The organism is Pseudomonas sp. Tn43 (genome assembly GCF_014192635.1).
Classification (GTDB): Bacteria; Pseudomonadota; Gammaproteobacteria; order Pseudomonadales; family Pseudomonadaceae; genus Aquipseudomonas.
The window spans coordinates 658968-684862 of record NZ_JACHYG010000001.1 but is presented as its reverse complement, the minus strand read 5'-3'; the positions used below and the strand labels follow the sequence as shown (position 1 = coordinate 684862).

The 25895-nt window shown below is 55.0% G+C and carries 19 protein-coding genes and 3 pseudogenes; 10 read left to right on the top strand and 12 right to left on the bottom strand.

Annotated features, from left to right (window positions below; genetic code table 11):
- Positions 1-87: 87 nt before the first annotated feature.
- The 7 genes from FHW68_RS02895 to gcvA all read right to left on the bottom strand — a co-directional run bounded on the left by FHW68_RS02895 (position 88) and on the right by gcvA (position 7578).
- Entirely contained in the window at positions 88-1071 is a 984-nt protein-coding gene (locus FHW68_RS02895) for an MDR family oxidoreductase (protein WP_095631342.1), read from the bottom strand.
- 46 nt (positions 1072-1117) lie between these two features.
- Positions 1118-1657: a TetR/AcrR family transcriptional regulator gene (locus FHW68_RS02890; RefSeq protein ID WP_095631341.1), complete on the bottom strand. Its 540-nt coding sequence runs from the start codon at positions 1655-1657 to the stop codon at positions 1118-1120.
- A 368-nt stretch (positions 1658-2025) separates the two neighbouring features.
- A complete protein-coding gene (locus FHW68_RS02885; protein WP_047542132.1) occupies positions 2026-2874 on the bottom strand; it encodes an ABC transporter permease in 849 nt (282 codons plus the stop codon).
- Between the two features lie 5 nt (positions 2875-2879).
- Positions 2880-4154 (bottom strand): ABC transporter permease, encoded by a 1275-nt coding sequence (locus FHW68_RS02880; protein WP_095631340.1) that lies wholly within the window; start codon positions 4152-4154, stop codon positions 2880-2882.
- A 40-nt stretch (positions 4155-4194) separates the two neighbouring features.
- Positions 4195-5277, bottom strand: a complete 1083-nt coding sequence (locus tag FHW68_RS02875; protein ID WP_095631339.1) for an ABC transporter ATP-binding protein — start codon at positions 5275-5277, stop codon at positions 4195-4197.
- Between the two features lie 112 nt (positions 5278-5389).
- Complete coding sequence (locus FHW68_RS02870; protein WP_095631338.1) at positions 5390-6445, bottom strand: ABC transporter substrate-binding protein; 1056 nt, start codon at positions 6443-6445, stop codon at positions 5390-5392.
- A gap of 233 nt (positions 6446-6678) precedes the next feature.
- A complete protein-coding gene (gcvA, locus tag FHW68_RS02865; RefSeq protein WP_095631337.1) occupies positions 6679-7578 on the bottom strand; it encodes a transcriptional regulator GcvA in 900 nt (299 codons plus the stop codon).
- 281 nt (positions 7579-7859) lie between these two features.
- Between gcvA and FHW68_RS02860 the strand changes: the two genes are divergently transcribed.
- From FHW68_RS02860 to FHW68_RS02845, 4 genes and pseudogenes are all read left to right on the top strand, one after another.
- Positions 7860-10358 (top strand): CoA transferase, encoded by a 2499-nt coding sequence (locus tag FHW68_RS02860; protein WP_095631336.1) that lies wholly within the window; start codon positions 7860-7862, stop codon positions 10356-10358.
- A 132-nt stretch (positions 10359-10490) separates the two neighbouring features.
- On the top strand, positions 10491-11648 hold the full coding sequence (locus FHW68_RS02855; RefSeq protein WP_095631335.1) for an iron-containing alcohol dehydrogenase: 1158 nt from the start codon (positions 10491-10493) through the stop codon (positions 11646-11648).
- Between the two features lie 71 nt (positions 11649-11719).
- A complete protein-coding gene (locus FHW68_RS02850) occupies positions 11720-13216 on the top strand; it encodes a CoA-acylating methylmalonate-semialdehyde dehydrogenase (RefSeq protein ID WP_183678642.1) in 1497 nt (498 codons plus the stop codon).
- A gap of 587 nt (positions 13217-13803) precedes the next feature.
- A pseudogene (locus tag FHW68_RS02845) lies at positions 13804-14055 on the top strand (aromatic alcohol reductase); the annotation flags it as partial.
- Between the two features lie 681 nt (positions 14056-14736).
- Here the strand turns inward: FHW68_RS02845 and FHW68_RS02840 are convergent.
- On the bottom strand, positions 14737-15627 hold the full coding sequence (locus tag FHW68_RS02840) for a LysR family transcriptional regulator (protein ID WP_095630469.1): 891 nt from the start codon (positions 15625-15627) through the stop codon (positions 14737-14739).
- Positions 15628-15794: 167 nt separating this feature from the next.
- Here FHW68_RS02840 and FHW68_RS02835 point away from each other — a divergent pair, with 167 nt between their 5' ends.
- The 4 genes from FHW68_RS02835 (at position 15795) to FHW68_RS02820 (ending at position 21034) form a co-directional block, all read left to right on the top strand.
- Positions 15795-16877 (top strand): 4-oxalomesaconate tautomerase, encoded by a 1083-nt coding sequence (locus FHW68_RS02835; RefSeq protein ID WP_183678639.1) that lies wholly within the window; start codon positions 15795-15797, stop codon positions 16875-16877.
- 44 nt (positions 16878-16921) lie between these two features.
- Positions 16922-18247 (top strand): C4-dicarboxylate transporter DctA, encoded by a 1326-nt coding sequence (dctA, locus tag FHW68_RS02830; protein WP_095630467.1) that lies wholly within the window; start codon positions 16922-16924, stop codon positions 18245-18247.
- Positions 18248-18383: 136 nt separating this feature from the next.
- Complete coding sequence (locus FHW68_RS02825; protein ID WP_095630466.1) at positions 18384-19688, top strand: CitMHS family transporter; 1305 nt, start codon at positions 18384-18386, stop codon at positions 19686-19688.
- A gap of 92 nt (positions 19689-19780) precedes the next feature.
- Positions 19781-21034: an OprD family porin gene (locus FHW68_RS02820; RefSeq protein ID WP_095630465.1), complete on the top strand. Its 1254-nt coding sequence runs from the start codon at positions 19781-19783 to the stop codon at positions 21032-21034.
- Between the two features lie 89 nt (positions 21035-21123).
- Here FHW68_RS02820 and FHW68_RS02815 read toward each other — a convergent pair.
- Both FHW68_RS02815 and FHW68_RS27460 read right to left on the bottom strand, forming a co-directional pair.
- Positions 21124-21396: pseudogene (locus FHW68_RS02815) on the bottom strand (Arm DNA-binding domain-containing protein); the annotation flags it as partial.
- A 272-nt stretch (positions 21397-21668) separates the two neighbouring features.
- Positions 21669-22059, bottom strand: a pseudogene (locus tag FHW68_RS27460) (hypothetical protein); the annotation flags it as partial.
- Positions 22060-22722: 663 nt separating this feature from the next.
- Here FHW68_RS27460 and FHW68_RS02805 point away from each other — a divergent pair.
- Positions 22723-22926 carry a hypothetical protein gene (locus tag FHW68_RS02805; protein WP_095630464.1) on the top strand — a complete coding sequence of 68 codons (204 nt, stop codon included), beginning with the start codon at positions 22723-22725 and terminating at the stop codon, positions 22924-22926.
- A gap of 51 nt (positions 22927-22977) precedes the next feature.
- On the opposite strand, the gene FHW68_RS02800 is transcribed toward FHW68_RS02805, so the two are convergent.
- Together FHW68_RS02800 and FHW68_RS02795 are read right to left on the bottom strand one after the other, a co-directional pair.
- A complete protein-coding gene (locus FHW68_RS02800; protein WP_256582773.1) occupies positions 22978-23136 on the bottom strand; it encodes a MerR family DNA-binding transcriptional regulator in 159 nt (52 codons plus the stop codon).
- 160 nt (positions 23137-23296) lie between these two features.
- Positions 23297-25000, bottom strand: coding sequence for an ABC transporter ATP-binding protein/permease (locus FHW68_RS02795; protein WP_183678637.1), 1704 nt, complete (start codon positions 24998-25000; stop codon positions 23297-23299).
- Between the two features lie 195 nt (positions 25001-25195).
- Here FHW68_RS02795 and fhuF point away from each other — a divergent pair, with 195 nt between their 5' ends.
- The gene (gene fhuF, locus FHW68_RS02790; RefSeq protein ID WP_183679015.1) at positions 25196-25885 is read left to right on the top strand and encodes a siderophore-iron reductase FhuF; all 690 of its coding nucleotides are present in this window, start codon (positions 25196-25198) and stop codon (positions 25883-25885) included.
- Positions 25886-25895 lie beyond the last annotated feature (10 nt).

Here is a 25895-nt window from a genome sequence, read left to right as displayed (position 1 = left end):
GTGATGAGTACCAGCATGGTTAGTATCTCTAGCCGGCCCAGCAGCATGCCGATGGTAAGGAAGCTTGGCGAGTGTGAGGCGACCGATCTAGCGGCTTACATCGACAATTAATCGGCCACGGATCTTCCCGTCCAACAAGTCGACAGCGGCTGGAAGAGCAGCCTCAATGCCAATGTCTCTGGTCATCAAAGATAAGGCATCGAGGTTGAGTTGATTAGCCAGTCGTTCCCAAGCTTCGACTCGTCGCTCAAACGGCTGAGTAACACTGTTGATGCCAAGCAGGCTTATCCCTCGCAGAATGAAGGGGGCAACGGTTGCAGGGAAATCCATTCCCTGAGCCAATCCACACGCAGCCACCAAGCCTTCGGACATCGTGCTTGCGCACGCATTGGCCAAGGTGTGGCTACCGACCGAGTCGATTACTGCAGCCCATTTTTCTTTGGCCAAGGGACGCCCTGGGGCCGAAAGCTCGGCACGATCAATGATCGTCGTAGCCCCCAGGCTCTTCAGATAGGCTTCTTCGCTGACTTTTCCTGTTACGGCGGTGACCGAGTAACCGGCACCCGCCAGAAGGCTGATTGCGAAGCTTCCGACGCCACCTGTGGCGCCTGTCACCAGCACGGTGCCGTTGGACGGCTTCAGTCCATGACGCTCCAATGCCATCACGCAAAGCATAGCGGTGTATCCGGCAGTGCCAACGGCCATGGATTCCCGTTCGGTCAGGCGATCGGGGTGGGGGATAAGCCAGTCGCCGTTCAATCTCGCCTTTTGTGCAAGCCCGCCCCAATGGCTTTCACCCACGCCCCAGCCATTCAGAAGAACGCGATCACCCGGCTTGTAGCGCGGATCATCACTCGACTCGACGGTGCCTGCAAGGTCGATGCCCGGCACCATCGGGAAGCTACGAACAACCGGCCCTTTGCCGGTGATAGCCAGAGCATCCTTGTAGTTCAAGGTGCTGTAGGCGACCTTCACCGTCACGTTCCCGCTTGGCAGTTGGTCATCCTTCAACTCGGTGAGCCGGGCCGAATGCTTTTCTCCCAGCTTCTCAATCAAAATGCCTTTGAACATTGCGTACCCTAATTTAGACCGATTGTCTTTAAATTATCGTAAGGAATCACCTAGTGATTCCAGCCAGAAAGCCTTGAAAAAAAATGTCGAGGGGACGGACATGTTGCGCCAAGCGTGCACGAAGGACGGCGCCCTCCCAACCAACCCAGAAGTAGACCGCGAGGGTTTGACAGTCATGCTGGGGAGATATCTCGTCCAGTTTGACCGCTTCCTCCAGGCAGGCAGCCAAGCGCTGCTCCCAGTCCTGCAGGGTCAGTTCCAGTTGTTCGCGGAAGCTGTCTGGCAGTACCAGTACCTCTTGGCCAAGGTTGCCCACAAGACAGCCCCTTCGGAATTGATACTTGGCCATCCCAACTTTTGCTTCCTCAACAAAGTTCGACAGTCTTCGTAGAGGTGGCACGCTCAGGTCGCTGAAGCAACGATCCAGCTTCCGGGCAAAGTAGTCTGCATAGCGCTCCAACACGGCTTGGCCGAAAGCCTCTTTGCTTTCAAAGTAGTGGTAGAACGAGCCTTTGGGTACTTGGATGCGTTTGAGAACGGTGTCGATACCGGTGGCAGCAAAGCCCTGCTCGGTGAGGATTTCCATGCCGCAGCGAAGGAGCAATTCCAGCGTTTCGCCATGCTCACGTGGGACTTTGGGGGGGCGGCCTCTTCGAGAGATTGGTTTAGAGCTATTCATGCGTTGTAATTTAGACTAACCGTCTCTAATGTCAACCGCTGAGAGATTTGATCCCCAGAACCTAGTGTTGGATGCCTTATGTAAAGCGTTTATCTGAGGAAGCGAAGTTATTTAGAGCTTCGTCCTGCGAAGGTGTGGAGGAGAACGAGCAACGATAACCAAACAACTCAAGCGATTAAAAAATGGCCTCCTCGGGGCCATTTTTTGATTGCTTTACGAAAGTCTTAAACCTCTGCAATGATTTTTAGCTGGTATGTCATTGCGCTCGAAGGTGATCACTCTTTGATGCCGCGTAAACGAAGCGAACGTCGACGCATAATTTCAACCGCAACCAGCAATGCCACCGAGCCGAGAATCAATAACGTGGCCGCCGCCAGGATGGTTGGGCTGATCTGTTCGCGCATGCCTGACCACATTTGTCGCGGTATTGTGCGTTGCTCAACCCCGCCAAGAAATTGCACCAGCACAGCTTCATCGAATGAGGTCACCATCGCAAAGAGCGCACCGGACATGATCCCTGGACGAATAATCGGGAAGGTCACACGGAAAAATGTATAGGTCGAAGACGCTCCAAGGCTTGCCGCTGCTCTGGTCAAGGAATGGTCGAAACCAACCAATGTCGCCGTCACTGTGATGATGACGAATGGGGTGCCGAGTACTGCATGGCCCAGGATGATGCCGAGGTGATTCTGTCCAATGCCCAGCGCGCTGTAGAAAAAGTACATGCCAGCGGATGAGATGATCACCGGTACGATCATCGGTGAAATCAAGGTGCCCATCAGCAGTCCCTTGCACGGCAAATTAGCGCGGCACAGCCCGAGCGCTGCCAGCGTTCCCAATGCCGTTGCGATGACCGTGGCACAGGACGCGATTATCAGGCTGTTCTTGAACGACAACACCCACAGTGGGTCTTCAAGAAGCATGTGGTACCAACGCATGGAAAAGGCTGCCGGATCGAGGTTGAGCATCCCGCTGGTGAAGCTGAAGTAGGGCTCTACATTGAACGACAAAGGCACCACGACCAGTATTGGCAGGATCAAAAACAGCAGTACCAATACACCAAAACCACGAACACTGAAGAACCAGACTCTGCCCATCGGGCTGGTATAGCTTGGAAGACTCATCTCGATTACCCCAGTTTCATGTTGTTGATGCCTACGACCCGGTCATATACCCAATACAGCACCAGGACAATCAGCAGCAGGATGGAGGCGATGGCAGCGGCCAGTCCCCAGTTCAGGGAGGTCTGCATGTGGTAGGCAATAAAGTTGCTGATGACCTGGCCCGTGCGGCCACCTACCAATGCGGGGGTGATGTAGTAACCGGTGGCCAGGATGAACACCAGAATGCCGCCGGCACTCAACCCGGGCAGCGACAGGGGGAAGTAGATCTGCACAAAGGTGCGGAATGAACTGGCCCCCATTGAGTGCGCCGCTCGGGTGTAGGTGGAGTCGATACTTTTCATGACGCTGTACATCGGCAACACCATGAACGGCAACAGGATGTGCGTCATGGCAATCACCGTTCCGAACAGGTTATACATCAGTTCAAGTGGCTGGCTGATCACGCCCAGGCTGCTCAATGTACTGTTCAGTACGCCGTTGTTCTGCAGGATCACCATCCAGGCACTGGTGCGTACCAGCAGTGATGTCCAGAAGGGCAGCAGCACCATGACCATTAACAGATTGCTGGTTTTTGCGGGAAGGGTCGCCAGCATGTACGCCAGCGGGTAACCGAGGAACATGCACAGTGCCGTGATACCCAACGCGACCATCAACGTCTTGATCAGGATGCTGACGTAGATGCGCCGGCTTTCAGGTTGCTGCACGACCTTGCCCTGGTCGTCATAGCGTAAGTCCAGTGCGGCCAGGTAGTTGGAGGCGGAATAGGGCGGCGCCATTTTCTTCAGTTGCATCCAGGTACCGATTTGCCCCCAGCGTTTGTCGGCAGCGGTCATTCGGCTGTTGAACGTGCCCGGTTCGACGGCCTCGCTGGCCAGACCGCGCGCGGTGCGGGCCATCAGAGTCTTGGCATCGCTCATGACCCGGTTGAGATCGGAGCCGACACTGTCGAGTTGTCGTGCCTGTTGCAAGCTGAGAATTTCATGCCCGACGACGTCGAACAGTTGCTCGTCCGGAAGCGCCGTGCCCTTCCAGTTGAGCAGCGCGGCTGCAGTCTGTGGCATTGCTACGGAAAGGGCAGGGGTTTGCACGCTGCGCAGCAACATGGTGCCAATCGGCAACAGAAAAAACACCGTGATGAACGCCAGCAATGGTACGACCAACAGCAATGATTTTGTCTTGTTGAGGCGTTCAGCCCGGTCAAGTTTGTCCTTCAGGTTGCTTTGCGGCTGTGCCTCGTCGACATTGTCGAGCGCGGGGCTGACGCTATATGAGTTGTTCATCTTGGGGACTCCGGCAAAACGGTAAAGTCGTTGAAAGGCTTCAGGCGTCCAGTGCTCGACAGTCGTCGGCCGACCAACCCACATCAATGCACGTACCGGCTTGGGGCGCCGGGCGTCCCGCGGTATTGACCATCTTGACAATGAACTCGTCATTGCCTGCCAGCCTCAAGCGCGCGCGCAAATGATCACCGTGGTAGATGATCTCTTCGATGCGTGCGGGCATATGGTTGTCGTACTCGCCTGGGCGTGCACCAATCTGAACGCGCTCGGGGCGAATCGATAAAGTGGTATTCGCGCTGGCGGTGGGGATGTTGACGGAAAGCGCCTTGACCAGATGATTGCCAACGCGTACTTGGCAGTAGCTTTGGTGACGCTCGACAATCTGCCCAGTCAGTCGATTATTTTCGCCGATAAAGCTCGCTACGAACGCGGTCTGAGGTTTCTCGTAAAGATCGGATGGGTTGGCTAGTTGCTGAACAATCCCGTCATTGAATACGGCAATGCGATCCGACATTGTCAGTGCTTCGGTTTGATCGTGCGTGACGTAAACAACTGTGATGCCGAGCTGCTTCGATAGGCGCTTGATCTCGTACTGCATTTGTTCACGCAGCTGTTTATCCAAGGCGCCCAGCGGCTCATCCATCAGAACCAGGCGCGGTTCGAAAATCAATGCCCGGGCCAGCGCAACGCGTTGTTTCTGACCACCCGATAACTGAGCGGGCATTCGTTTGGCAAATGGCCCCAGGGCCACTAACTCCAAGGATTTCCTCACGCGGGCTTCGATGTCTTGCCGGGACAGTTTGCGTACCTTGAGCGGGAAGGCGAGATTCTCTTCGATAGTCATGTGGGGGAACAGGGCGTAGTTCTGGAACACCATGCCGATACCGCGCTTTTGTGGGGCGATATCGTTAACCGACTGCCCATCAATGCAGATCTGGCCATTTGTCACCGTTTCGAACCCCGCCAACATCATCAAACATGTCGTCTTGCCGGAACCCGAAGGGCCAAGCATTGTGACGAACTCACCCTGTTCGATTTCGAGGTTGAAGTTTTTGACGACCAGATGTTCGCCGTCATAACTCTTCTGCACATTTCGAAAACTAACGAATGATTCAGTACGCATGGGGGAGATCTCTTGTTATTGGTGCTGTAGAGGAGCCGGGCACGAAAAGTCGCCCGGGCCCATCAAAGGGGGTGTCAGGTGTGTTGCGGCAAGGCTGTGGTTGAGTTTTTGGTTACTTGGACAGCCAAGCGTTGAAGCGCTCGTTCAATTCGTCTGCGTGGTCTCCCCACCACTGGGAGTCCACCTGAAGTGCGCTGGCAAAGTTTTCAGGGCTAGTCGGCAAGTTGGGTTTGACCTTCGGGTCTACCAAGGCTTGCGCGGAGAGTCGTGTAGGGCCATAGGCGATATAGTTACTTTGGTCAGCCAGTACCGAGCTTTGAGTGGCAAACTTCAAAAAATCCATCGCCTGATCTTTTTTCGGATTGCCGGCAGGGACTACCCAAGCCTCCATGTCATACATCTGACCATCCCACACGATTTTGAACGGCTGCTGCTCTTTCTGCTGAGCGATCACGATACGCCCGCTATAAGCTGAGATCATGCTGACCTCGCCATCGGCTAGCAGTTGCGGCGCTTGTGCCCCGGCTTCCCACCAGATGGTGTCCTTTTTGATTGTGTCGAGCTTCGCAAAAGCTCGATCCAGGCCTTCTTCAGTCCCCAGCATTTCGTACACCTTTTCACGGGGCACACCGTCGGCCATCAGCGCCCATTCAAGATTGACTTGAGGTGCTTTACGCAGTGCTCGCTTGCCTGGGAAGCGCTTGGTGTCGAAAAAGTCTTTCAGGGTATGGGGCTGTTCGCCCTTGAAGGCTTTGGTGTTGTAGGCCATGACTGTCGACCAAACGTAACTCGCCACGCCGCATTCCGTCAGGGCTCCTGGCAGAAAATCCTTTGCAGCAGGTGTTCCATCCGGTGCAGGTGCCAGGGTGGCTGGGTCAATTCGTTCAAGCAGGCCGTTGTTACAGGCACGAATGACGTTCGGTATTTCAGCATCGACTACGTCCCAAGTGACCTTTTTGCTGTCTACCTGAGTCTTGATTTGCGCGATGCCCCCAGAATAGTCCTCCGAAATCACCCGGGTACCAGTGGCGGCAGTGAAGGGTTTGTGTGCGGCTTGGATCTGGGCGTTTGTTAGGTTGCCGCCGTAGGACACAACCGTGAGAGTGTTTTCTGCGTAAGCACTGCAGGACACTATGCCGGTTAGCAAAAGAAACGTTGCGCTTTTCATGCGTGAGACCCCTCGTTTTTATTTTTGTGGGAAACCGTCACAAGCTCTTCGCACGGAGTGCGTGAGCAACCGAAGAGACGATCAGGGCTTTACTCTCGGCAAAAAAATCGGAAGGTAAAAGCAATAAAAAAAAACCCAATGGGGCGATTTTTTTTATGGGTGCAACACAAAAATTATCTATTGGTGTCTAAAGTGAAGGGCTTCAGGCATTCACGGATTCAAAAATCACTTCCTCATTCTTCGCTACGCGCGGCGGACGCTTCTTCCATCAGCCAACTTGCGAAAGCTGCCGCTTGGGGATTGACGATTTTGTGCGGGGAATACACTAAGTAAAACGCTTCTGAGGTTTTAAATTTTGCGGTCAAAGGGGCGATGAGTTGTCCTGATTCAAGATACTGCTCGACGAGCGATGATCGCGCCAAGGCAACTCCTTGACCCAGCTCCGCCATTTTCAGTGCGGAAATAAGCGTGTCGAACTGCAGTCCTTGAGATGAGTCAACGTCGTCGGCCTTGGCCTTTTTCAACCAATAGCCCCATCCCTCCTCATAACCCAAGACATGCAGAAGTTCGTGGTGACGAAGGTCTCTTGGGGTTTTCAAGGGCTTTTGCGTTGTGGGCAAATCAGGGGAGCACACAGGGAAAAGCAAATCCCAGGTCAGCCGTTCACTCTTCAGGCCAGTCCATTTACCGCTGCCATATCGAATTTCCAGATCAGATTCGAGATCGGTTTCGCCCATCCAGATGTTGCTGGTGATACGCAAATTGACATCTGGATGCTGCTCGCGAAATCGCGGCAGACGACCCGACAGCCAATGAGTAAAGAAAACCAGACTGCTGCGCACTGTGAGCACCTTCCGGTGCCCTTGACCGAATATCTCATCGGTCGCCGCTGCAAGACGCTCCACCGATTCATGGACGACGGGTAGAAAGGCTAAGCCAGGCTCCGTCAGTTCCAAACCTCTAGGTAGACGCTTAAACAGAGCTGCGCCGAGCTGCGATTCCAGTGCTTTGATCTGCTGGCTGACGGCTGCCTGAGTGAGACTCAGTTCTACAGCCGCCTCCGTAAAGCTGAGGTGACGAGCGGCTGACTCGAACGCGCGTAACCAGTTGAGCGGAGGTAGTCGCTTCTTCATGGCTCAAAATTCTCTGAGGAAAAGTGCCTGGCTATGGGGCGAGCCAGCGTACGTCTTGTAGCGGCAATCCATAAATCCTACTCCTATCGCATAAAAAAAATGAACCCATAGGGTTTTTTTTTATTGCTTTCGCAGTCCCCAACTTTTCTCGAAAGTAACTCCCAGATCGCCACTCAATGGGCCAAGCCTGAAACGCTTTGAGCCTCTGCAGACGGCTTCTGAAAACCTAAACCCTGCGTGAAAGCTTGAAGAAGCAGGACAATAAAAATAATGGGTGAAACATGACAAACCTCAGTCAGCTACCCCTTTGCGGTGTGAACGTTATCGATTTTGGCCAATACATTGCCGGCCCCGCTGTCGCGATGATACTGGGTGATCTCGGGGCCACGGTCATTCATATTGATCCACCCGCTGGCCCGCTCTGGGATAGCCCGGCGAATGCCGTCCTCAACCGAAACAAGCAGTGCTTACGCTTGGACTTGAAGTCCCCTGAGGGTTTGCACCACGCCAGGCAGATGATCGCAAAAGCCGACATCGTGATTGAGAACTTCCGTCCTGGCGTGATGAAAAAACTGGGGCTGGATTTTTCCGAGTTGCGTCGTGAACACCCGCAACTGATCACCTTGTCCATTCCAGGTTTTGCAACGAATGATGAACTCCGAAGCCAATGGCGTGCCACTGAGGCAATTATCGCTTCAGCCTCAGGGGTTTTCACTGATATGGGGCAAAATCGGGTATTGATGGGCATTAACCCGAGCTTTTCTCCACTGCCACTCGCATCCGCTTACGGCACTATGCTCGCCGTCTCGGCTGTGGTGCTGGCATTGCAATCCAGACAACGCACTGGCATGGGTGATGAGATCGAAGTGCCGCTCGCTTCGGCGGTCATGGAGGGACTTTCTTACAACTCAATCAAGATCGACGGCTATCCAGCGCGCTACAAAACCTTGCGTGAAAAAGAGATTGAGCGTCGGCGAGCCGAGAACCTGCCGATGAACCTCAGTTATGAGGATTTGCAGGAGTACCTCGACCCCTTCTACCGTACCTATGAATGTGCTGACGGACGCAAATTCTACGCAGTTTGCCCTTCCCATCGCTCGCATGCCAAACGCTGCCTACAGGCAATGGGTTTGTACGAGGAAATGCTCGCTGCAGGCCTTCCCAAAGTTGAAGATCCCTACCTGCCATTTGCACAATGGGAAGGTGATGCCTCACTCGGTGTTTATCCACTACCAGCTCATTGGGCCAAGGTTATCTCGGCGCGCATGAAGGAAGTCTTCCTGACCAAGACGGCTGCGCAATGGGAAAAAATCTTCGGTGAAGGGCAGTTTCCTGGCGCTCCTCATCGTTCAACTCAAGAGTGGTTGCACGATGAGCATGCAAACACTGCAGGTCTAGTGGTTGACGTCACTGATCATCAATATGGACTGATGAAACAGCCAGGCGCTATAGCCTGGCTGGAAGACAGTGCAGAGTTGATGTTGTCTCCGCTCTCACGACGAGAAGTCAGTATCGAGGAGGCATTGGCCACCTTGAGTGAAGGCACTCGCGAGGAGTTGCCAGCCGTAAATCAGCCATGTTCAAAAGGATGGCTGGACGGTGTTCGTATCCTCGACCTGACCAACGTGATTGCCGGCCCGCACTCGACCTCATTCCTCGGGCGATTCGGTGCTGATGTCATCAAGCTTGACCCCACCAAGCCAAATTACGATCCATGGAACACCGTGGTATTCGGTATGTCTTCGGCGCGCGGTAAGCAAAGCGTGTTGGTCGACCTCAATCAAGAGGAGGGGCGTGAGGTATTCGATAGGTTGGTGAAGTCAGTGGATGTCATTGTCATGAATGCGCCTGATCGCCAACTGGCGCCTTTAGGGTTAGATGAAGCCAGTCTGAAGGCGGTGAATCCTGAGGTGATTTTCTGCCAGTTGGACTGCTTCGGTGGCCCGCGCCGTGGCCCTAGAACTGACTACTTGGGTTACGACGATCTCATCCAGGCCACGACCGGCATCATGCTGCGGTTTGGTGGCGGTATGCAGACCCCGGAAGAACATGCTCATGTTGGCACCATTGATGTGATGTGCGGTTTCGCTGCTGCGCTTGGCGTGGCCACAGCGTTGTATCAAAAGTCCAGAACAGGCAAGGTCAGCCGAGCTCGGACGTCACTGGCTGCCTTGGGCAACCTGGTTCAAGTTCCTTTCTGTTACGACTACTCGGGGCGCGCACCCTTTGATGAGCCGGCGGGTCGTGAGGTGTTGGGTTATAGCGATCTGTCGCGTTTCTATCGAACGGCTGACGGATGGCTATACCTCGATGCAGATTCAGCGGATCTGGGCAGACTGGATGCAGTTCAAGGCTTGAACGGCCTGTCTGCGGCAGGTGACCACGCGGCTTTCCTCAGTGCAGCTCTGGCCAAGGTGGCGGGAGAAACCTGGCAACGCCGTTTGCAGGAAGCCGGAGTCGCCGCTGCTGTCCCGGATAACATCGACAATCTCCGCAATCGCTACAGCCGACCTGCTGACAACTACCCGGGCACTGACAACGGGAGCTACTCGTTCAGTGTCTATGCCGATCATCCGAGTGGGCGCTGCGTAACTCAGCTCGATCCCTTTGCCATACGCCCGCGCCATGCGGCGATCCGCAGCCTTTCACCAGCAGAAAAATTTGGCGCTTCAACCAGATCTGTCTTGGGTGAACTCGGTTACAGCGAAAGTGAAGTTGACGCTCTTATGACCCGCAGCGTTATCAGCGACAGCTGGAGCCAAGAGTATTTGCCCAGCTGACTTTCCCGTCAGAGGTTAAGGGTAAGAAGTTTCACAAATGCCCATCTACCTCGGCGACTTCCATCACAAGAAAAATAGGGGGCGGCACTCTCCTGGAGTCGACGCCCCCACAGGGAAACTTTCGGAGGCAACATGTCGAATCAAATAGTTCTGCCGCGCATCCTGCAGGTGGGCGCCAAGGCCAGCGAGGCCATTCCAGATGTGCTCGCTAGCCTGGGTTGCCATCGACCATTGATCATCACTGACAAAATGATGGTGCAACTCGGTTACGCCGGTCGTATCCAGGATGTACTTGCAAGCAAAGGTTTGAGCGCCGACGTTTTCGCCGACACTGTTCCTGAGCCCACGGTCGATTCGATTCGTGCCGGTGTTGAACATGCTAGATCGGGCGACTATGACAGCATCATTGCATTGGGTGGTGGCAGTCCAATCGACAGTGCCAAAGCCATTGGCATTCTCGCCAAGTTCGGTGGCGAGATGCGTGACTATAAATTTCCACGGCAGGTGAGCGAGCAAGGCTTGCCGATCATTGCAGTACCGACCACAGCTGGTACCGGTTCGGAAGTTACCCGTTTCACCATCATTACTGATGAACAGAACGACGAAAAAATGCTCTGCGTAGGCATCGGGTTTATGCCTGTGGCGGCATTGGTCGACTACACCCTGACGCTCTCCCTGCCAGCTCGTGTCACGGCGGATACCGGTATCGATGCACTAACCCACGCCATTGAGGCCTATGTCAGCCTCAAAGCCAACCTCTACAGTGACAGTCAGGCGCTGGCCGCGATGCGTCTGATTGGCCCGAACTTGCGTCGCGCCTATCACTCAGGCCAGGACATTGCAGCGCGCGAGGCGCTGATGCTGGGATCTACTTTGGCCGGAGTTGCGTTTTCGGCAGCCTCAGTTGCCCTGGTGCATGGTATGAGCCGCCCAATTGGAGCTTTTTTCCATGTGCCACACGGACTTTCCAACGCGATGCTGCTGCCAGGTGTAACAGCTTTCTCCATTCCAGGCGCCCCAAAACGTTACGCCGATTGTGCGCGGGCCATTGGCGTCGCGACCGCTGAGGACAGCGACGATAGCGCCAACGCTAAGTTGCTCGTCGAACTGCAGGCCCTCAATGACGAGCTGCAAGTTCCCACACCTGAAGGCTTTGGCATCAGTCGCTCACGCTTCTTCGAACTGATGCCAATTATGGCTGAGCAAGCCCTCGCATCCGGTTCACCGGGCAACAATCCTCGGGTGCCTTCGGTCGACGAGATGATCGAGCTCTACCGAAACCTCTGGTAGCCAAAAAGACAACCACGCCTCTTCATCACTTCAGCGGTAACTGCCGCGTACATAAAATAAGGAATACTCGCATGATTACTGTAGGTCATCTGATCAACGGCCAGATTGTCACTGATACTGAGCGCACTCAGGACGTGTTCAATCCTGCAACGGGCGAAGTCACCAAACAGGTTGCACTGGCCTCGAAACTAACGGTCGAAAAAGCCATTGCTGCCGCTGAAGCGGCTTTTCCTGAATGGCGCAACACACCACCGATCAAGCGCGCACGGGTGATGTTCCGCTTCAAAGAACTGCTTGAGCAGAATGCCGAACGTATCTGCCAAATGATTGGTGAAGAGCACGGGAAAATTGTCCACGATGCCATGGGCGAGCTTCAGCGGGGCATCGAAAATGTTGAATATGCGTGCGGTGTGCCCGAGTTGCTCAAGGGGGAGCACAGCAAAAATGTTGGCCCCAATATCGATTCTTGGAGTGAGTTCCAACCGCTGGGTGTAGTTGCTGGAATCACGCCATTCAACTTCCCGGCGATGGTACCGCTGTGGATGTTTCCTATGGCGATTGCCTGCGGTAACTGCTTCATCCTGAAACCCTCCGAGCGTGATCCAAGTTCGACCTTGTTCATCGCTCAGCTGCTGCAGGAAGCTGGTTTACCGAATGGCGTCATGAGCGTGGTCAATGGTGATAAAGAGGCCGTTGATACCTTGCTCCACGACCATCGTGTCCAGGCGGTAAGTTTTGTAGGTTCGACACCAATCGCTGAGTACATCTACCGGACGGCTGCGGCAAACGGCAAACGTTGCCAGGCATTGGGTGGCGCAAAAAACCACGCCATCGTCATGCCAGATGCGGACATCGATAATGCGGTCAACCAGTTGGTTGGAGCTGCATTTGGATCATCAGGGGAGCGGTGCATGGCTCTGTCTGTGGCGGTCACAGTAGGTGATGCAACAGCCGATGCCTTGATCAGCAAAATGCGCGAAGCAATGACCCGTCTCAAGGTCGGCGCCTATCAAGACAAGAGCAACGACTTTGGCCCGCTGATCACTCGCCAACATCAGCAAAAAGTGATCGGATACATCGACAGTGCAGAGGAGGAGGGCGCAGAGGTCGTAGTGGATGGTCGAAACATTCAAATTCCAGCTTGCGAGAACGGTTTTTTTGTTGGGGGGACATTGATCGATCAAGTCAAACCCGGCATGCGCTGCTACGAGGAAGAGATCTTCGGGCCGGTGCTGTTGATCGTGCGTGCGCAGAGCATGCAAGAGGCGATGCAACTGATCGATGCCCATGAGTACGGTAACGGCACCTGCATCTTCACTCGCGATGGTGAAGCAGCCCGCTACTTTTCGGACAACATTAAGGTCGGCATGGTCGGCATCAACGTACCGCTCCCAGTACCTGTCGCGTATCACAGCTTTGGTGGCTGGAAGCGCTCGCTCTTTGGCGACCTGCATGCCTACGGCCCGGATGCCGTTCGTTTCTATAGCAAGCGTAAAACGGTCACTCAGCGCTGGCCATCTTCGGGCATCCGCGAGGGTGTAGAGTTCTCTATGCCGACGATGAAATGACTGAATGGCAAGCTCAAATAAGATGTAGAGCGTTTTCTTCATCAAGTGTCGTGGTCATCGACATTTTGCCGGGCTAACGCCGAGTCCTGGCTCACCAGATGATTTTGGTTTACGTACAAAAAAGGCCCTCTACAGGGCCTTTTTTGTCGAGGATTTAGACATTGGGTTTGGCGTTAGCGTAGTGGGCGGTCACGCGCCATGCGGGATGCAAACAGCCCGCATCCATTGCGCAAACTTTCGTGCCGACGTCAGTCACCCTTCTTGTCCTATGGCGGCGTTCAAAGAAACTCCTTTCGGATGTCGATACTCGATCGTTCACCAATGTTCCTGTAGTTCTCCGTGAGCCACGTATCGGCCTCTCGTCGTCCGTTGTCGCGTAGTCCGCAAAGGAAGTCCCAGTCCGCGTTGGATTTGCTGGACACACTGAGCGCACACATCGCCTCGTCAGACTTAATGGAATGATAAGCATCTCCTTCATTGCGATCGAGCTTACATCGTCAGTATTGCCATGTGCCAACGAGTCTCCTACGCCGATACCTTTAAATCCAAGATCGTCAAGGAATACCTGCAAGCTGTCGACCGCAAGCGTTGCATTGAGCCTCGAACGTGTACTGGGCCGCCCGTTCAAGCGTAACGTATGGACTGTTCCGTACTTGCTCCAAGAATTGGAGAAAGACCCAACGCATCACATCAAGAAGTACCGCGCTGTGTTCGCCCAGGGCAGAGGCGTGGCCTGGCCTAAAGCAGGCACTTTCAACGCGCAGCAGTCGATTCAAGTCACGACCGCTGAGGAGTGGGCCCGGGCAAATCTGGCTACCTCTTCAGCACAAGTGCAGTAGCCGAACGAGCGTATCCGCGCAGGGAGTTGACCTACTGAATAGCTCCTCAGTCTGGTAAAGGGCGCTGATAACCGAAGCAAAAACGCGGGGTACGGGTTTGGTAATCCTAGACGTCCGAATCTTTATCTTTACCGCGCCATCTGCCGAGGTCTGAGGCGCTCCAAAGCCACCAACTATTGGGTTTTCTCAGCGCGGATTGCGAACCACAGCGCGTTAATCAAACACTTGCCATGATTGGGGATTCTGAAGGTGTGTTCGTAGGACGCTTACGTCTGCGTGAGGACAGAGACGTTACGGGAGGTGGGAGGGTAGGTTGCGTTCATGCCCATAGCTAACCTGCGGTATGAAGTGGCGTCCATGGAGAGGTCGATCCTTCGGGCCAATGGGCCCGGCTAGTCTATAAGCTCGAGAGCTACTCACTCAGGCGTCATGAGCACCGCTAACGTCTTATTGATGAACTATGCGTTCTCGCTGATCGTCGCCAACGCGCCGCGCATAGGTGGTCTCGATCACCTTGAGTCTTGGCGGCATGGTGCGTTCCCTGCTAAAGAATGGTGCTCTACAGGTATCGGTAAGATTCTGTGATTTCAACCGCTGTGCAGGACTTGGCTGAGACAATTCATGACAGCGAAACGCTATTTAAAAATTGTTATGTGAACTCAAAAAGTAGGAAGCGTGAGGTCATTTCTCCCATTGTTCGAGCAGTATTGAGACGAATTTTTCCGCTGCCGGAGATAGTGAAGCGCCTCTCCGGTAAACCAGTCCCAACGATCGGTTAACTATCGGCTCTATCAAAGGGACGCTTACCAATGTTGGATGATCCACAGCAGGCATTGCGAGGCTCGGCATTGCCGAGACACCTAATCCCGCTTCTACCAGACCCAGCGATGTAGATAGGTGTTGAACCTCATAGAACCACTGTGGACGCCAGCTCAAGCCGGACAAAGCGTGGTCAAGCAGCATGCGGTTACCGCTCAGGCGACCGACTCCGATAAGGCGGTAATTGCTCAGTTCAGACCAGGTGACCGAGCTGCGTTTAGCCAACTCGTGATCGCGCCGACAAGCTAAAACAAAAGGCTCGTTAACCAACGGCACGAACTCTATGTCTGGGTGCTGGCCGCTCATCATGTTGATGCCAAAGTCAGCTTCGCCACGCAGAACAGCCTCCAGCCCTTCATTCGCACTGAGATCAAGCAAGCGAATGCGGATTTGTGGATAGCGCTCGTTGTAGAGGCGAATTACCGAAGGGAGGAAGTAGAAGGCTGCGGTGGGGATACAGGCAAGGGTTACACGGCCGCTCTGCCGCTCCGCCAGCTCTCGGATGTTAAGTATTGAGTCGTCGAAGTCATCCAGTAAGCGTCGCGCCTTGGGCAGGAAGTCTCGCCCAACGCTGGTGAGGCTTACCCTTCTTGTCGTGCGATCCAGAAGCGCGGTTCCCAATCCCTCTTCAAGCTTTTTCATTCTCCGACTTAATGCGGGTTGGGATAGATGCAATGCATCGGCAGCTTCATGGAAGCTTCCAAGTTCTGCGATCTTCACGAAAGATCGGATGTCATTGAGCTCATAATTCACTTTTTTCGTCTCACAATCCGAGAGGGGTAAAGCCCGGTCAGCCTAAATCCATCATTCGTAAAACGCAATAATCAGGCTGATATTTGCATTGGAAACAATTTTTAAAGCCTGCGACTCTTGCTCACAAGACATCAATTACTCCGATTGATCAACAAGAGTCAGTATTCATGCAACGAATTCCCTGTGTGCTAATGCGCGGTGGTACTTCCAAAGGCCCAGTGTTCCTCGCCTGGGATCTACCTGTTGCGATCGAAGACCGTGACGAACTGCTGCTCAACGTTATGGGTTCTGGCCATGAGCTGGAAATTGACGGTATCGGTGGCGGTAGCCCGCAAACCAGCAAGGTGGCGATCGTTAGCCCATCGCTGCATCCTGAGGCGGATGTCGACTATCTGTTTGTCCAAGTCATGGTTTCCCAACGTCGAGTCGACACCGCGCCTAATTGCGGCAACATGCTTTGCGCCGTTGGCCCGTTCGCCATCGAGCAGGGGCTGGTAAAAGCTTCCAAAGACCTGACCCGCGTGCGTATTCGTAACCTCAATACGGGGACGTTTGTGAACGCCGAGGTACAGACGCCCGGTGGGAAGGTCAGCTATGAAGGTGACACCGCCATTGATGGCGTGCCGGGTACCGCCGCTCCTGTGCAACTGACCTTTCTGGATGCTGCGGGCAGCAAGACCGGCAAACTTTTCCCTACTGGGCAAACGCAGGATTTGATCGACGGTATTCCAGTAACCTGCATCGACATGGCGATGCCGATGATGATCGTCGAAGCCGGCCAACTGGGTAAGCGCGGCGATGAAAGTCCTGCGGAACTGGATGCCGACAAAGAGTTCCTGCGTCGCCTGGAGTCCTTGCGACTGCAAGCCGGCTTGGTAATGGGCCTGGGTGACGTCAGCGACAAAGTGATTCCCAAGCCAGTACTGGTGTCACCGGCCAAGGCTGGCGGCACAATCCAGGTGCGCTACTTCATGCCACACAACTGCCATCGGGCCTTGGCGATCACCGGTTCCATCGGCCTTGCCACCGCTTGTGTCACTGGAGGCAGTGTCGTCGCGCAATTGCTCGGCGGGATTAGCGAGCCGCGCATGAAGCAAGTACGCATTGAACATCCAAGTGGCGGGATAGATGTCGTATTGTCCTACACCGGCGCTCGTGCTGAGACAATTCGTGCCTCAGTGGTGCGTACATCGCGCAGGCTGTTCTCCGGCTTTGTCTACGCCACGGATTCCCAACGACTTGCCGGATAATTTCCCCTGGTCATTGCCGTTCTTGCATCAGCACAATTCTAAAAATGGGTGATGCCATGAAAGTTGTAAAATCGCTCTACTTCCAGATTCTCCTCGCCGTGCTGTTGGGTGTGCTGGTCGGGCATTTTTGGTCGCAACAGGCCATTGCCTTGAAACCGCTTGGTGACGCCTTCATCAAGTTGATCAAGATGATGATCGCTCCGGTGGTGTTCTGCACAATCGTCACCGGTATCGCGGGCATGAGCGACAAACGCTCCCTCGGGCGTCTGTTGAGCAAGACCATGCTGCTGTTCCTGGCGCTGACCGTGATCAGCTTGATTATCGGCCTAGTGGCGGTCTACTTGTTCAAACCAGGTGTGGGCATGAACATTGACCCAACCCAGCTGAGCACCAAGGGACTGTCGCAATACACCGATTCCGCCGCGAAGCTGGGAGTGGTCGAGTTTTTCATGCACATCATCCCGGACACTTTCATCGGCGCTTTCAATAAGGGTGAAGTGCTGCCGGTGTTGTTCATCGCGGTGCTTTGCGGTTTCGCACTGTCGGCCATCGGCGAGCGTGGCAAGCCGGTACTGGATGTACTGGAATCCGCCTCGCACATGGTGTTCAAGATTTTCTCCTATCTGATGCGCTTCGCTCCGATCGGCGCTTTTGGCGCGTTGGCATTCACCGTAGGCCAGTACGGTATTACATCGTTGGGCTCGCTGGCCAAGCTAATCATGACCTTGTACGTAGCCTGTGGCTTCTTCGTCTTTGTGGTGCTGGGGAGCATTTGCCGGGCAAATGGCTTCAGTCTCTGGAAGTTGCTGCGCTACTTCCGCGAAGAGTTCCTGGTGGTGCTCGGGACTTCCTCCACCGAGCCGGTGATGCCGCGGATGTTGGAAAAGCTGCAAGCCCTTGGTTGCAAAAAAGGTGTGGTGGGGTTGGTGCTGCCAACGGGGTACTCGTTCAACCTCGACGGTACGGCAATCTACCTATCGCTGGCAGCGGTATTCATTGCTCAGGCCTGCAACATCGAGCTAAGCCTGACACAGACCGTGACCATGCTGGCCATCATGCTGTTGTCCTCGAAGGGTGCCGCAGGTGTGACCGGAGCCGGGTTTGTCGCGCTGGCGTCGACACTGACTGTGATCCATGACATTCCCTTGGCCGGCCTTGCACTGCTGATCGGTATCGACCGCTTCATGTCGGAAGCCCGGGCCTTGACCAGTCTGGCAAGCAACGCCGTGGCTACAGTGGTGATGTCCATCTCGGAGAACGCTTGTGATCGCGAGACACTGATGCGGACTCTTGACGGCGAACCGTCGCCCGCCCTGGCACAAACCCAGAGTGAAAACTGGGATGGTCGCAAGGTCACGGAACACGTCTGACCGGACACGCCTGAAACACCCAACAAACATTTCATTCAACTCCCCGCCAGGCACGGCTGATCGTACCGTCTGGCGGGTTCGAGGTCGTGCGCCTGCGCATCGGCCACGCTACTAATAAGAACAAGAGAACTGACCTATGCTCGCATTTCTTGGTTTGGCCATGGTGGTGGTTTTTACCTATCTGATAATGTCGAAACGCCTATCGCCGATTGTCGCCCTGACGGTGGTGCCGATTGTGTTTGCGGTGATTGGCGGTTTTGGCGGTACTACGGGCAAGATGATGCTCGACGGCCTGAAGATGGTTGCGCCTTCGGCTGCGCTTCTACTGTTCGCCATTCTGTTCTTCGGCCTGATGATTGATGCCGGGTTGTTCGACCCGTTGATTCGTAAAATCCTCAAGCGTGTAAACGGCGATCCGATGAAAATCGCTATCGGCACCGCGCTGCTGTCACTGCTGGTCGCCCTCGACGGCGACGGCACAACCACCTACATGATCACCTGCGCGGCAATGCTGCCGTTGTACAAGCGTATCGGCATGAACCCGATGATTCTGGCGACCATCGCCATGTTGTCCTTGAGCATCATGAGCGGCATGACCCCATGGGGCGGGCCCGCTACAAGGGCGATCGCGGCACTGGGTCTGGATGCCGGCGAGTACTTCGTGCCCTTGCTGCCGACCATGATCGGCGGCGCGATGTGGGTGGTGTTCACCGCTTTGCTCCTGGGCCGTGCCGAGCGTAAGCGCATCGGTAATGTGCAGCTACAGAGCGGTGGCGGTAATTGCTACATCGACGCGATCCTGGGTGATGCCCCGTACAAACGGCCTAAACTTGCATACGTGAACCTGTTGCTGGTGATCGCGGTCATGGTCGCGCTGGTAATGGGGATCATGCACTCGGCGATCCTGTTCCTGATCGGCTTTGTCCTGGCACTGATGATCAACTACCCGCAACTGGATATTCAGAAAGAACGCATTCTCGCCCATTCCGGTAATGCAATGACGGTGGTGCTGCTGGTGTTTGCCGCCGGTATCTTTGCCGGGATCTTTTCGGGCACCAAGATGGTCGACTCCCTGGCGCAAACGCTAGTGGACTGGATTCCGCCATCCTGGGGACACCTGTTCCCACTGGTGGTGGCGATCACCAGCATGCCGTTGACCTTTGTCCTGTCCAACGATGCTTACTACTTTGGTGTGGTACCGATCCTGGCCAACGCGGCCGCAGCCTATGGCATTGACCCGGTGGAAATCGCCCGCGCGTCGATTCTCGGTCAGCCAGTACACCTGATGAGTCCGTTGGTAGCCTCAACCCTGTTGCTGGTGGGTATGGTCGATCGTGATATCGGCGATTTCCAGAAAGCCACCGTCAAATGGGCGGTACTCACTTCATTAGTAGTCACCGCGCTAGCCCTGCTGACCGGGGCGATCAGTCTCTTCTCCTGATTCACCCCAAGCATCTGTTTTCTCATGACACGTCTCGCTTGCGAGGCGTGCGCTGTTCTGCACTCCAAATAACAACAATGAGTAGTTTGCCAATGACCACTTTGTATACCCAACGGGCGCTGTTTTCACTTCTTGGTTTGTTGCCGCTGGCCAGTGCCAGTGCAGAAGGCTTTATCGACGACAGCAAGCTCAAGCTGCAATTGCGCAACGTCTATTTCAATGAGAATTTCCGTGACGAGCATGGCATGAGTGCCAAATCAGCAAGGACGGCGAAGAGCGAACGAGCCGAGTGGGCCCAGGGGTTTCTGTTGGATTACCAGTCGGGATTTACACCTGGCACTATCGGGTTTGGTGTTGATGCCCTTGGCCTGCTCGGGGTCAAGCTCGACTCCGGCCGTGGCCGCAGCGGCACTGGCTTATTGCCGGTGCATGATGACGGTCGTGCGACTGACGAATTCGCAAGTATGGGTATGACTGCCAAAGCCCAACTGGCCAAGACCACGTTCAAATACGGCACCTTGCTACCCAAGACTCCGGTGCTGATCTATAACGACGCGCGTCTTTTGCCGCAAACGTACCAAGGCACTCAGATCAGTAGCGTCGACATCGAAAACCTCACCCTCACCGGGGGCTACCTGGATCGATTCAAACTGCGAGATTCCAGCGACAGCATGCCGATTGTGCCCGACGGTTACGGCGGAGATAAATCAGGCGACTTCAGCTATGCAGGCGCCGAGTACAAGCTGGGAAAGAGCGTTCGTTTGAGTTATTTCTACGGCGAACTGGAAAACTTTTACCGACAGAATTTCGCAGGTATCCAGCACGATCTACCCTTGGGCGGCGGTGTGCTGACCAGTGACTTGCGCTACTTCAACAGTGTCGATAACGGCTCAGCCTTCGGTGGCAAGATCGACAACAACATGCTGAGCGGGCAATTGTCCTACGCCATTTCCGGCCATACCTTCGGTGGCGGATATCAGACCCTCAGTGGCGACGCCAGTTTGCCCTATATCAGCGGTGCAACGGTTTACTCGTTCAGCAACGCCGGTATAGGCAAGTTCATCGAGGAGGACGAGAAGACATGGATGCTCAACTACGGCTACAACTTTGTTGCTCTGGGCGTACCGGGCCTGACGTTTTCCGCCCGGTATCTGAGCGGCAACGACGGTAAGTCCGACACCTCGGTCAAGGAGTGGGAACGTGATGCCGAACTGGCTTACGTCGTGCAACAAGGCACCTTCAAGGGGCTGGGTGTGCGGTTGCGTAACTACGTTTACCGCTCTGATTATTCCCGTGGCCGAGATAGCAATCGAATCTACTTTACCTACGACATCGCCCTCTGGTGATCCCCTGATTGCGGCCTCGCGATTTTCGCAGGCCGCCTTTTCAGTGATTGATCGTGCTCGCTCGATGGGCGGCGAAAGCCTATGGGCTCGGTTTTCTTCTGCTCGTTGGGATTGATCTGCTCATCGATGAGCGCCCTAGCCTGGTTGCGGGCCTTGCGGATGTCCGTCAGGGATTTGCGTGGCCAGGACCCGCAGGCGTATTCTTTGTTCTGGTCGCCCCACCGATAGCGATAGAAAAAGCTGACCGACACGCCGTCCTTACGCAGGGAAATTCGACCCGCGAGATTGCCATCCTCCCGGAGGATCCGGCCGGCATCATTGGCGGTCAGCGACTCGAGTTCTTTGATGGTGATTTTGGCCATGAAATGGACTCCCCCTACTTTTACCCCCACAAAAACGTCGGCTCTTGATGGACGTTACTGGACTCTCGTAGAGCAGAACACCGCTGGAGCTCAAGTAAATACTGGCTTAGAAAAATCCAGAGTGAAATTTTGGAGGCTTTCAAGAAGTATGAAAAAGGAGATGGGGTGCTAGGGGTCGAGTGTTCGAATCACTCCGTCCCGACCATTATTCCTGAGTAAAATCAGACAGTTAAGCCGATCAGATAGATCGGCTTTTTTGTGCCTGCGCAAAACTACCCGGTGACGCTGATATTCAGGTCCCGGAATTGCCTCGGACCAGATGATTCGTGGTCCCGCTGGTAGTTTTTGGTCTTGCCCTCGCTCGCATAGCCTGCGATTTTCTTGACCATCTTTCTTGTACAGATGCAGCGACAGCGCTGGTACTTCGTGAAAGCCCGGCATCTCCTCTTTCTTCCATCCCTAATAGCATTCCGCTGCCTCCCGAGCCTCCTTGAACGCTCGAGTCAAATACCGCTCTTCGACTTTCGTCCAGTGGTCCTTGAGTCCGCATCCCTCGGCAATGCACTGCCCGTCGCTGATGTTCTGCAACCGCTCGACGCGGACGTCGGTGATCTCCAGCAGGATGCGGCTGGCAGCGCGGGGCATATGAATGCTCGGTTTCCACTTCAAGCCGAAGTCTTTCCGCGCCTCGTCGGAGTAGGAACCTGGCAGACACTCAACCGCATAGGCGTAGTGCTGCAACGGGCTTTTCGCCGTTGGCTGATGTTCAACACCAAATCCATGAAGGTTTCGCGGACATATAGCCGGTCACCGGGCTGGGCGAATGGGCAGAAATCGTTGTAGTAGCCGACACTGTTCGGGTGCAAGGGGCTTTCGCTTGGCAGTTCATGCCATTCTCCTAGCAATTCCTCGGGTAGGCGCCGCCCTCCGAGACCCCGGAGGCGACAGTAGGGTGGGTGGTTTATTAGGATTGGTCTACGCTTTTGACTAAATCTCAATGAAGGATTTCGACGTGAACAATCAGTCTGAAGAGACACCGGAAGTGCGTCGAAATAAAATTCTTGGCGAGGCGATTGGGCTTACTCCATGGGAGGTGGCTGAATACCACTAGAATTCAAAAAAAGAACAACAGTGATGAGTACATCATTCACTTTGGTATTCAAACTCCGGAGCTGGTCAGCGCCAAGATCATTGGCTTGCGAGGAGGGCTGTTCACTCACACTCGGCCCATCGATTTTGAAGGGCTTCAAATAAGCAGTATTTAACTGATCTCAACGCCGGTTTCGGCGAACCAATTGGCCCAGGCCACCACTCGAAAGGACTCATATGAAACTCAATATTATTACTCTTGGCCTGCTCGTTGTATTGGCCGGCTGCACTACCGCTGGCCCATATGTCACCAACATCTCAAGTGATGGGCGTAATGGTCTGAACATCGAGAAGTGCGCTGTGAAGATGAATGCTTTCATGGGGACTGTGAGCACAACTGAATGCACGACTCAGAATTTGCAGCTCAGCCGAGGCAACTGATTGCAGGTATGACGTTCAGGGCGCGAAGTGTTCGTCGCCCGGATCTTTGTGCTACTCCCGCAAACTTTCATTCCAGGTGGACGATTTCCAGATGGTGAGCGTCCGGTATCGACCGTCGCGTTCCGGCTCGTTTATCAAGCCCATCTGTTCATACAGTCGAATGGCTTTTGGTGTGCAGCTGGTCAACTCGGCGCGTCGTCCAATGCACATGCTCAAATTTCCTTTTTTTGAAATGCGTTAAATGCCTTGTACGTTTGATCGCAAGTCAGCCCGTAACCGTCAGTCCGTTCCTGGTTGAAATGCTGTTTCCCCCCCTGAAAAAAACAAAAAACGACATTCCTGTCATTCAGCATCCGAACCCCAAGCAAACTCACACAGCTTGCTTCACCTTCCGATGAACCCACTGCGCCTCGCTTTTTAGCTCCAGAACTTGCCAATGGAAGCGCTCAAGCGAAGCATTGTGTCCGACGCTGATCAGGATTGTTTCCGGTAGCGTCTGTTTAAGCATTTGATAGCAGCGCGCCTCGTTGGCCGAATCCAGTGCCGAACTGCTCTCGTCCAAGAACAGGATCGTGGGGCGGGCCAGCAGGGCGCGGACGAACGCGCAGCGTTGCAGTTCGCCGATGCTGAGGGTCTGTGACCAGTCTCGTTCCTCATCCAGTTGATCGCTCAAGTGGTGCAGGCCGACTTGCTGCATGGCCAGGCCCAGCGCGGCATCTTCTTCGCGTTGGGGAGCGTTGGGATACCAGAGTGCCTCGCGCAGGCTGCCCAGCGGCAGATAAGGTTTTTGCGACAGTGTCAGAGCACGCGCACGGTCATAACAGGTGGAGCCAGAAGCATGATGCCAAAGCCCCGTGATCGTACGAATCAGTGTCGATTTGCCGTAGCCGGACGGCGCGCTGATCAGAAGACTGTCGCCAGGCTCGAGTGAAAGATTGAAACCCTTGAACAATTGCCGGCCGTTCGGCAGCCAGATGTCCAGGTCCTTGATATCGAGGCCGTTGTCCTGTTGTTCGAGCCTGACCTTCGACTTGACCTGGACGTTATCCAGTCGGTCCTGGAAACCGATCAAGCGGTCGATCACCGATTTCCACTCCGACAGCTCTGGAAATACGCTCACCAGATAGGCGATGGCCGCATGCACTTCGCCGAAGGCGGCGCTTATCTGAGTCAGGCGACCGAGAGGAAAGGCGCCGGCGAAGAACTGCGGCGCCATGATGAACATGGGGATGACCGTAGCGCTGTTCAAATAGAAGGTCGAATAGCCCATGATCAGCTTCTGTTTTTTTACCAGCGCCCAGAAGTTTTCCAGGGCTGCGCCCAGGCGTTGGTTCAAACGTGCGCTCTCCAGGGCTTCGCCCCGGTATTGGGCGATCGAGTCGGCGTTTTCCCGCAGGCGGATGAGTGAGAAACGGAAATCCGCTTCGCGCCGCTGTTGCATGAAATTGAGACTTGGCAGCGCGCGTCCCAGCCAGAACGCGATGCCGGTGCCCACTATTGCGTACACCAGGGCCACCCACACCAGCAGCCCCGGGATGACCAATGACTGGCCGTTGAAGGGCACGCTGACGAGGCTGGAGGCCTGCCAGAGAATATGCAGGAATGAAAACAGCGACACCACCGAGGTCAGCAGTCCCAGACTCAACTTGAGTGACTTGATGATAAAGAGGTCGATGTCCTCGGCGATCCGCTGGTCGGGGTTATCGACGTCCGTCTCGGTCAGCTTCAGCTTCTGGTAACGCTGGCTGTCCAGCCATTGATCGAGCAGGTTGCGGGTGGCCCAACGCCGCCAGCGTATCGTCAGCTTCTGCTGGAAATGGAATGCGCCCACGGTGAAGGCGGCCATGCCGATCTGCAGCAGGATGAACTGCAGGCTGCCCAGGATAAATCCGGCGTAATCCATGGCCTGCAATGCGTTGTAGAAATGCAGGTTCCAGAAGTTGGTGAGGATGTTGATCCCCACCAGGCACAGGGTCATGAGCACGGTGGCCAAAAGCAGCAACAGCGCCGGGTACTTCTCCTCGGATGCCCAGAAAGGCCGCGCGAGACGCCAGAAATTGCGGAGTGTGTGCATGTGGTCTTGATGAGCCCGGTCGCTAGCGACGTTGAGTTTGCAAGGGAGGGAGGATAGGATCGGCCAATGCTAATCGTTTGCATTAATTAGGGAAAGCCACGGGTGTCCGCTATCGAATTTCCAGAATGGCTTAATCAGGCGTGGCCGCCGATACAACGTGTGATCCAGCAGCCTGGTGATCAGCCTTCGATAGCATTGCATCGGCTCGCCGACCCCGCTGTGCTGCAACCACTGCTGACCCGGTTCGCGCTGCTTTATCCGGGGGTGAATCGTGCGGCCGTGGTCTCGCAGTGGTCGATGAACTATTTGGGTATTGTCCTGCCGGCGACCCTGGCCTGTGTCCTCACGTGTCATTGCGCGATCGATTTCTGGGGTGAGGAAGCGGTGCTGTTGCACGATGACGGTCAGCCTCTGGCGCTGGGATTGACTGGCCCGCTAGCGACCATGGCAGCTGAAGACCGTGCAGCCTACTGGTCGCGGTTGATCCATGAACACCTGGCACCGCTTTTTACCACCTTGGCCGCCGCCGGTGGCCTTGCGTCGAAAATACTGTGGGGCAACCTGGTCGCCTTCTGGGATGGCGCCTTCGCGAGAATGGATGCCGACTTGTCCAGGGACGGGTTCGCCGAGACGCACCAGTGGCTGGAGCAGGTCACGGTGAACGACGGGCGCCTGAAGTTGCGGGGCTTGCAACGCATGGTCGAGTCACCTGCGCCGCAGGTTTGTCCCCGCCTTGCGTTGCGCCGGCATTGCTGCCTGCATTACCAGTTGCATGAACCAGTCGAAGGCGAACCGCCAGTCCTCTGCGAGTCATGTCCCAAGCTGCACCGCCTGCCTGTGGAAGAACAGGTGAGCTACCTGCATTACATCTATCAGGACGGTTGAGCGGGCACCG

Bases quoted from the DNA above. Each gene is read 5' to 3' on its own strand.
- FHW68_RS02895 (WP_095631342.1), bottom strand. From the start codon at position 1,071: ATGTTCAAAGGCATTTTGATTGAGAAGCTGGGAGAAAAGCATTCGGCC.
- FHW68_RS02890 (WP_095631341.1), bottom strand. From the start codon at position 1,657: ATGGAAATCCTCACCGAGCAGGGCTTTGCTGCCACCGGTATCGACACC.
- FHW68_RS02885 (WP_047542132.1), bottom strand. From the start codon at position 2,874: ATGAGTCTTCCAAGCTATACCAGCCCGATGGGCAGAGTCTGGTTCTTC.
- FHW68_RS02880 (WP_095631340.1), bottom strand. From the start codon at position 4,154: ATGAACAACTCATATAGCGTCAGCCCCGCGCTCGACAATGTCGACGAG.
- FHW68_RS02875 (WP_095631339.1), bottom strand. From the start codon at position 5,277: ATGCGTACTGAATCATTCGTTAGTTTTCGAAATGTGCAGAAGAGTTAT.
- FHW68_RS02870 (WP_095631338.1), bottom strand. From the start codon at position 6,445: ATGAAAAGCGCAACGTTTCTTTTGCTAACCGGCATAGTGTCCTGCAGT.
- gcvA (WP_095631337.1), bottom strand. From the start codon at position 7,578: ATGAAGAAGCGACTACCTCCGCTCAACTGGTTACGCGCGTTCGAGTCA.
- FHW68_RS02860 (WP_095631336.1), top strand. From the start codon at position 7,860: ATGACAAACCTCAGTCAGCTACCCCTTTGCGGTGTGAACGTTATCGAT.
- FHW68_RS02855 (WP_095631335.1), top strand. From the start codon at position 10,491: ATGTCGAATCAAATAGTTCTGCCGCGCATCCTGCAGGTGGGCGCCAAG.
- FHW68_RS02850 (WP_183678642.1), top strand. From the start codon at position 11,720: ATGATTACTGTAGGTCATCTGATCAACGGCCAGATTGTCACTGATACT.
- FHW68_RS02835 (WP_183678639.1), top strand. From the start codon at position 15,795: ATGCAACGAATTCCCTGTGTGCTAATGCGCGGTGGTACTTCCAAAGGC.
- dctA (WP_095630467.1), top strand. From the start codon at position 16,922: ATGGGTGATGCCATGAAAGTTGTAAAATCGCTCTACTTCCAGATTCTC.
- FHW68_RS02825 (WP_095630466.1), top strand. From the start codon at position 18,384: ATGCTCGCATTTCTTGGTTTGGCCATGGTGGTGGTTTTTACCTATCTG.
- FHW68_RS02820 (WP_095630465.1), top strand. From the start codon at position 19,781: ATGACCACTTTGTATACCCAACGGGCGCTGTTTTCACTTCTTGGTTTG.
- FHW68_RS02805 (WP_095630464.1), top strand. From the start codon at position 22,723: ATGAAACTCAATATTATTACTCTTGGCCTGCTCGTTGTATTGGCCGGC.
- FHW68_RS02800 (WP_256582773.1), bottom strand. From the start codon at position 23,136: ATGTGCATTGGACGACGCGCCGAGTTGACCAGCTGCACACCAAAAGCC.
- FHW68_RS02795 (WP_183678637.1), bottom strand. From the start codon at position 25,000: ATGCACACACTCCGCAATTTCTGGCGTCTCGCGCGGCCTTTCTGGGCA.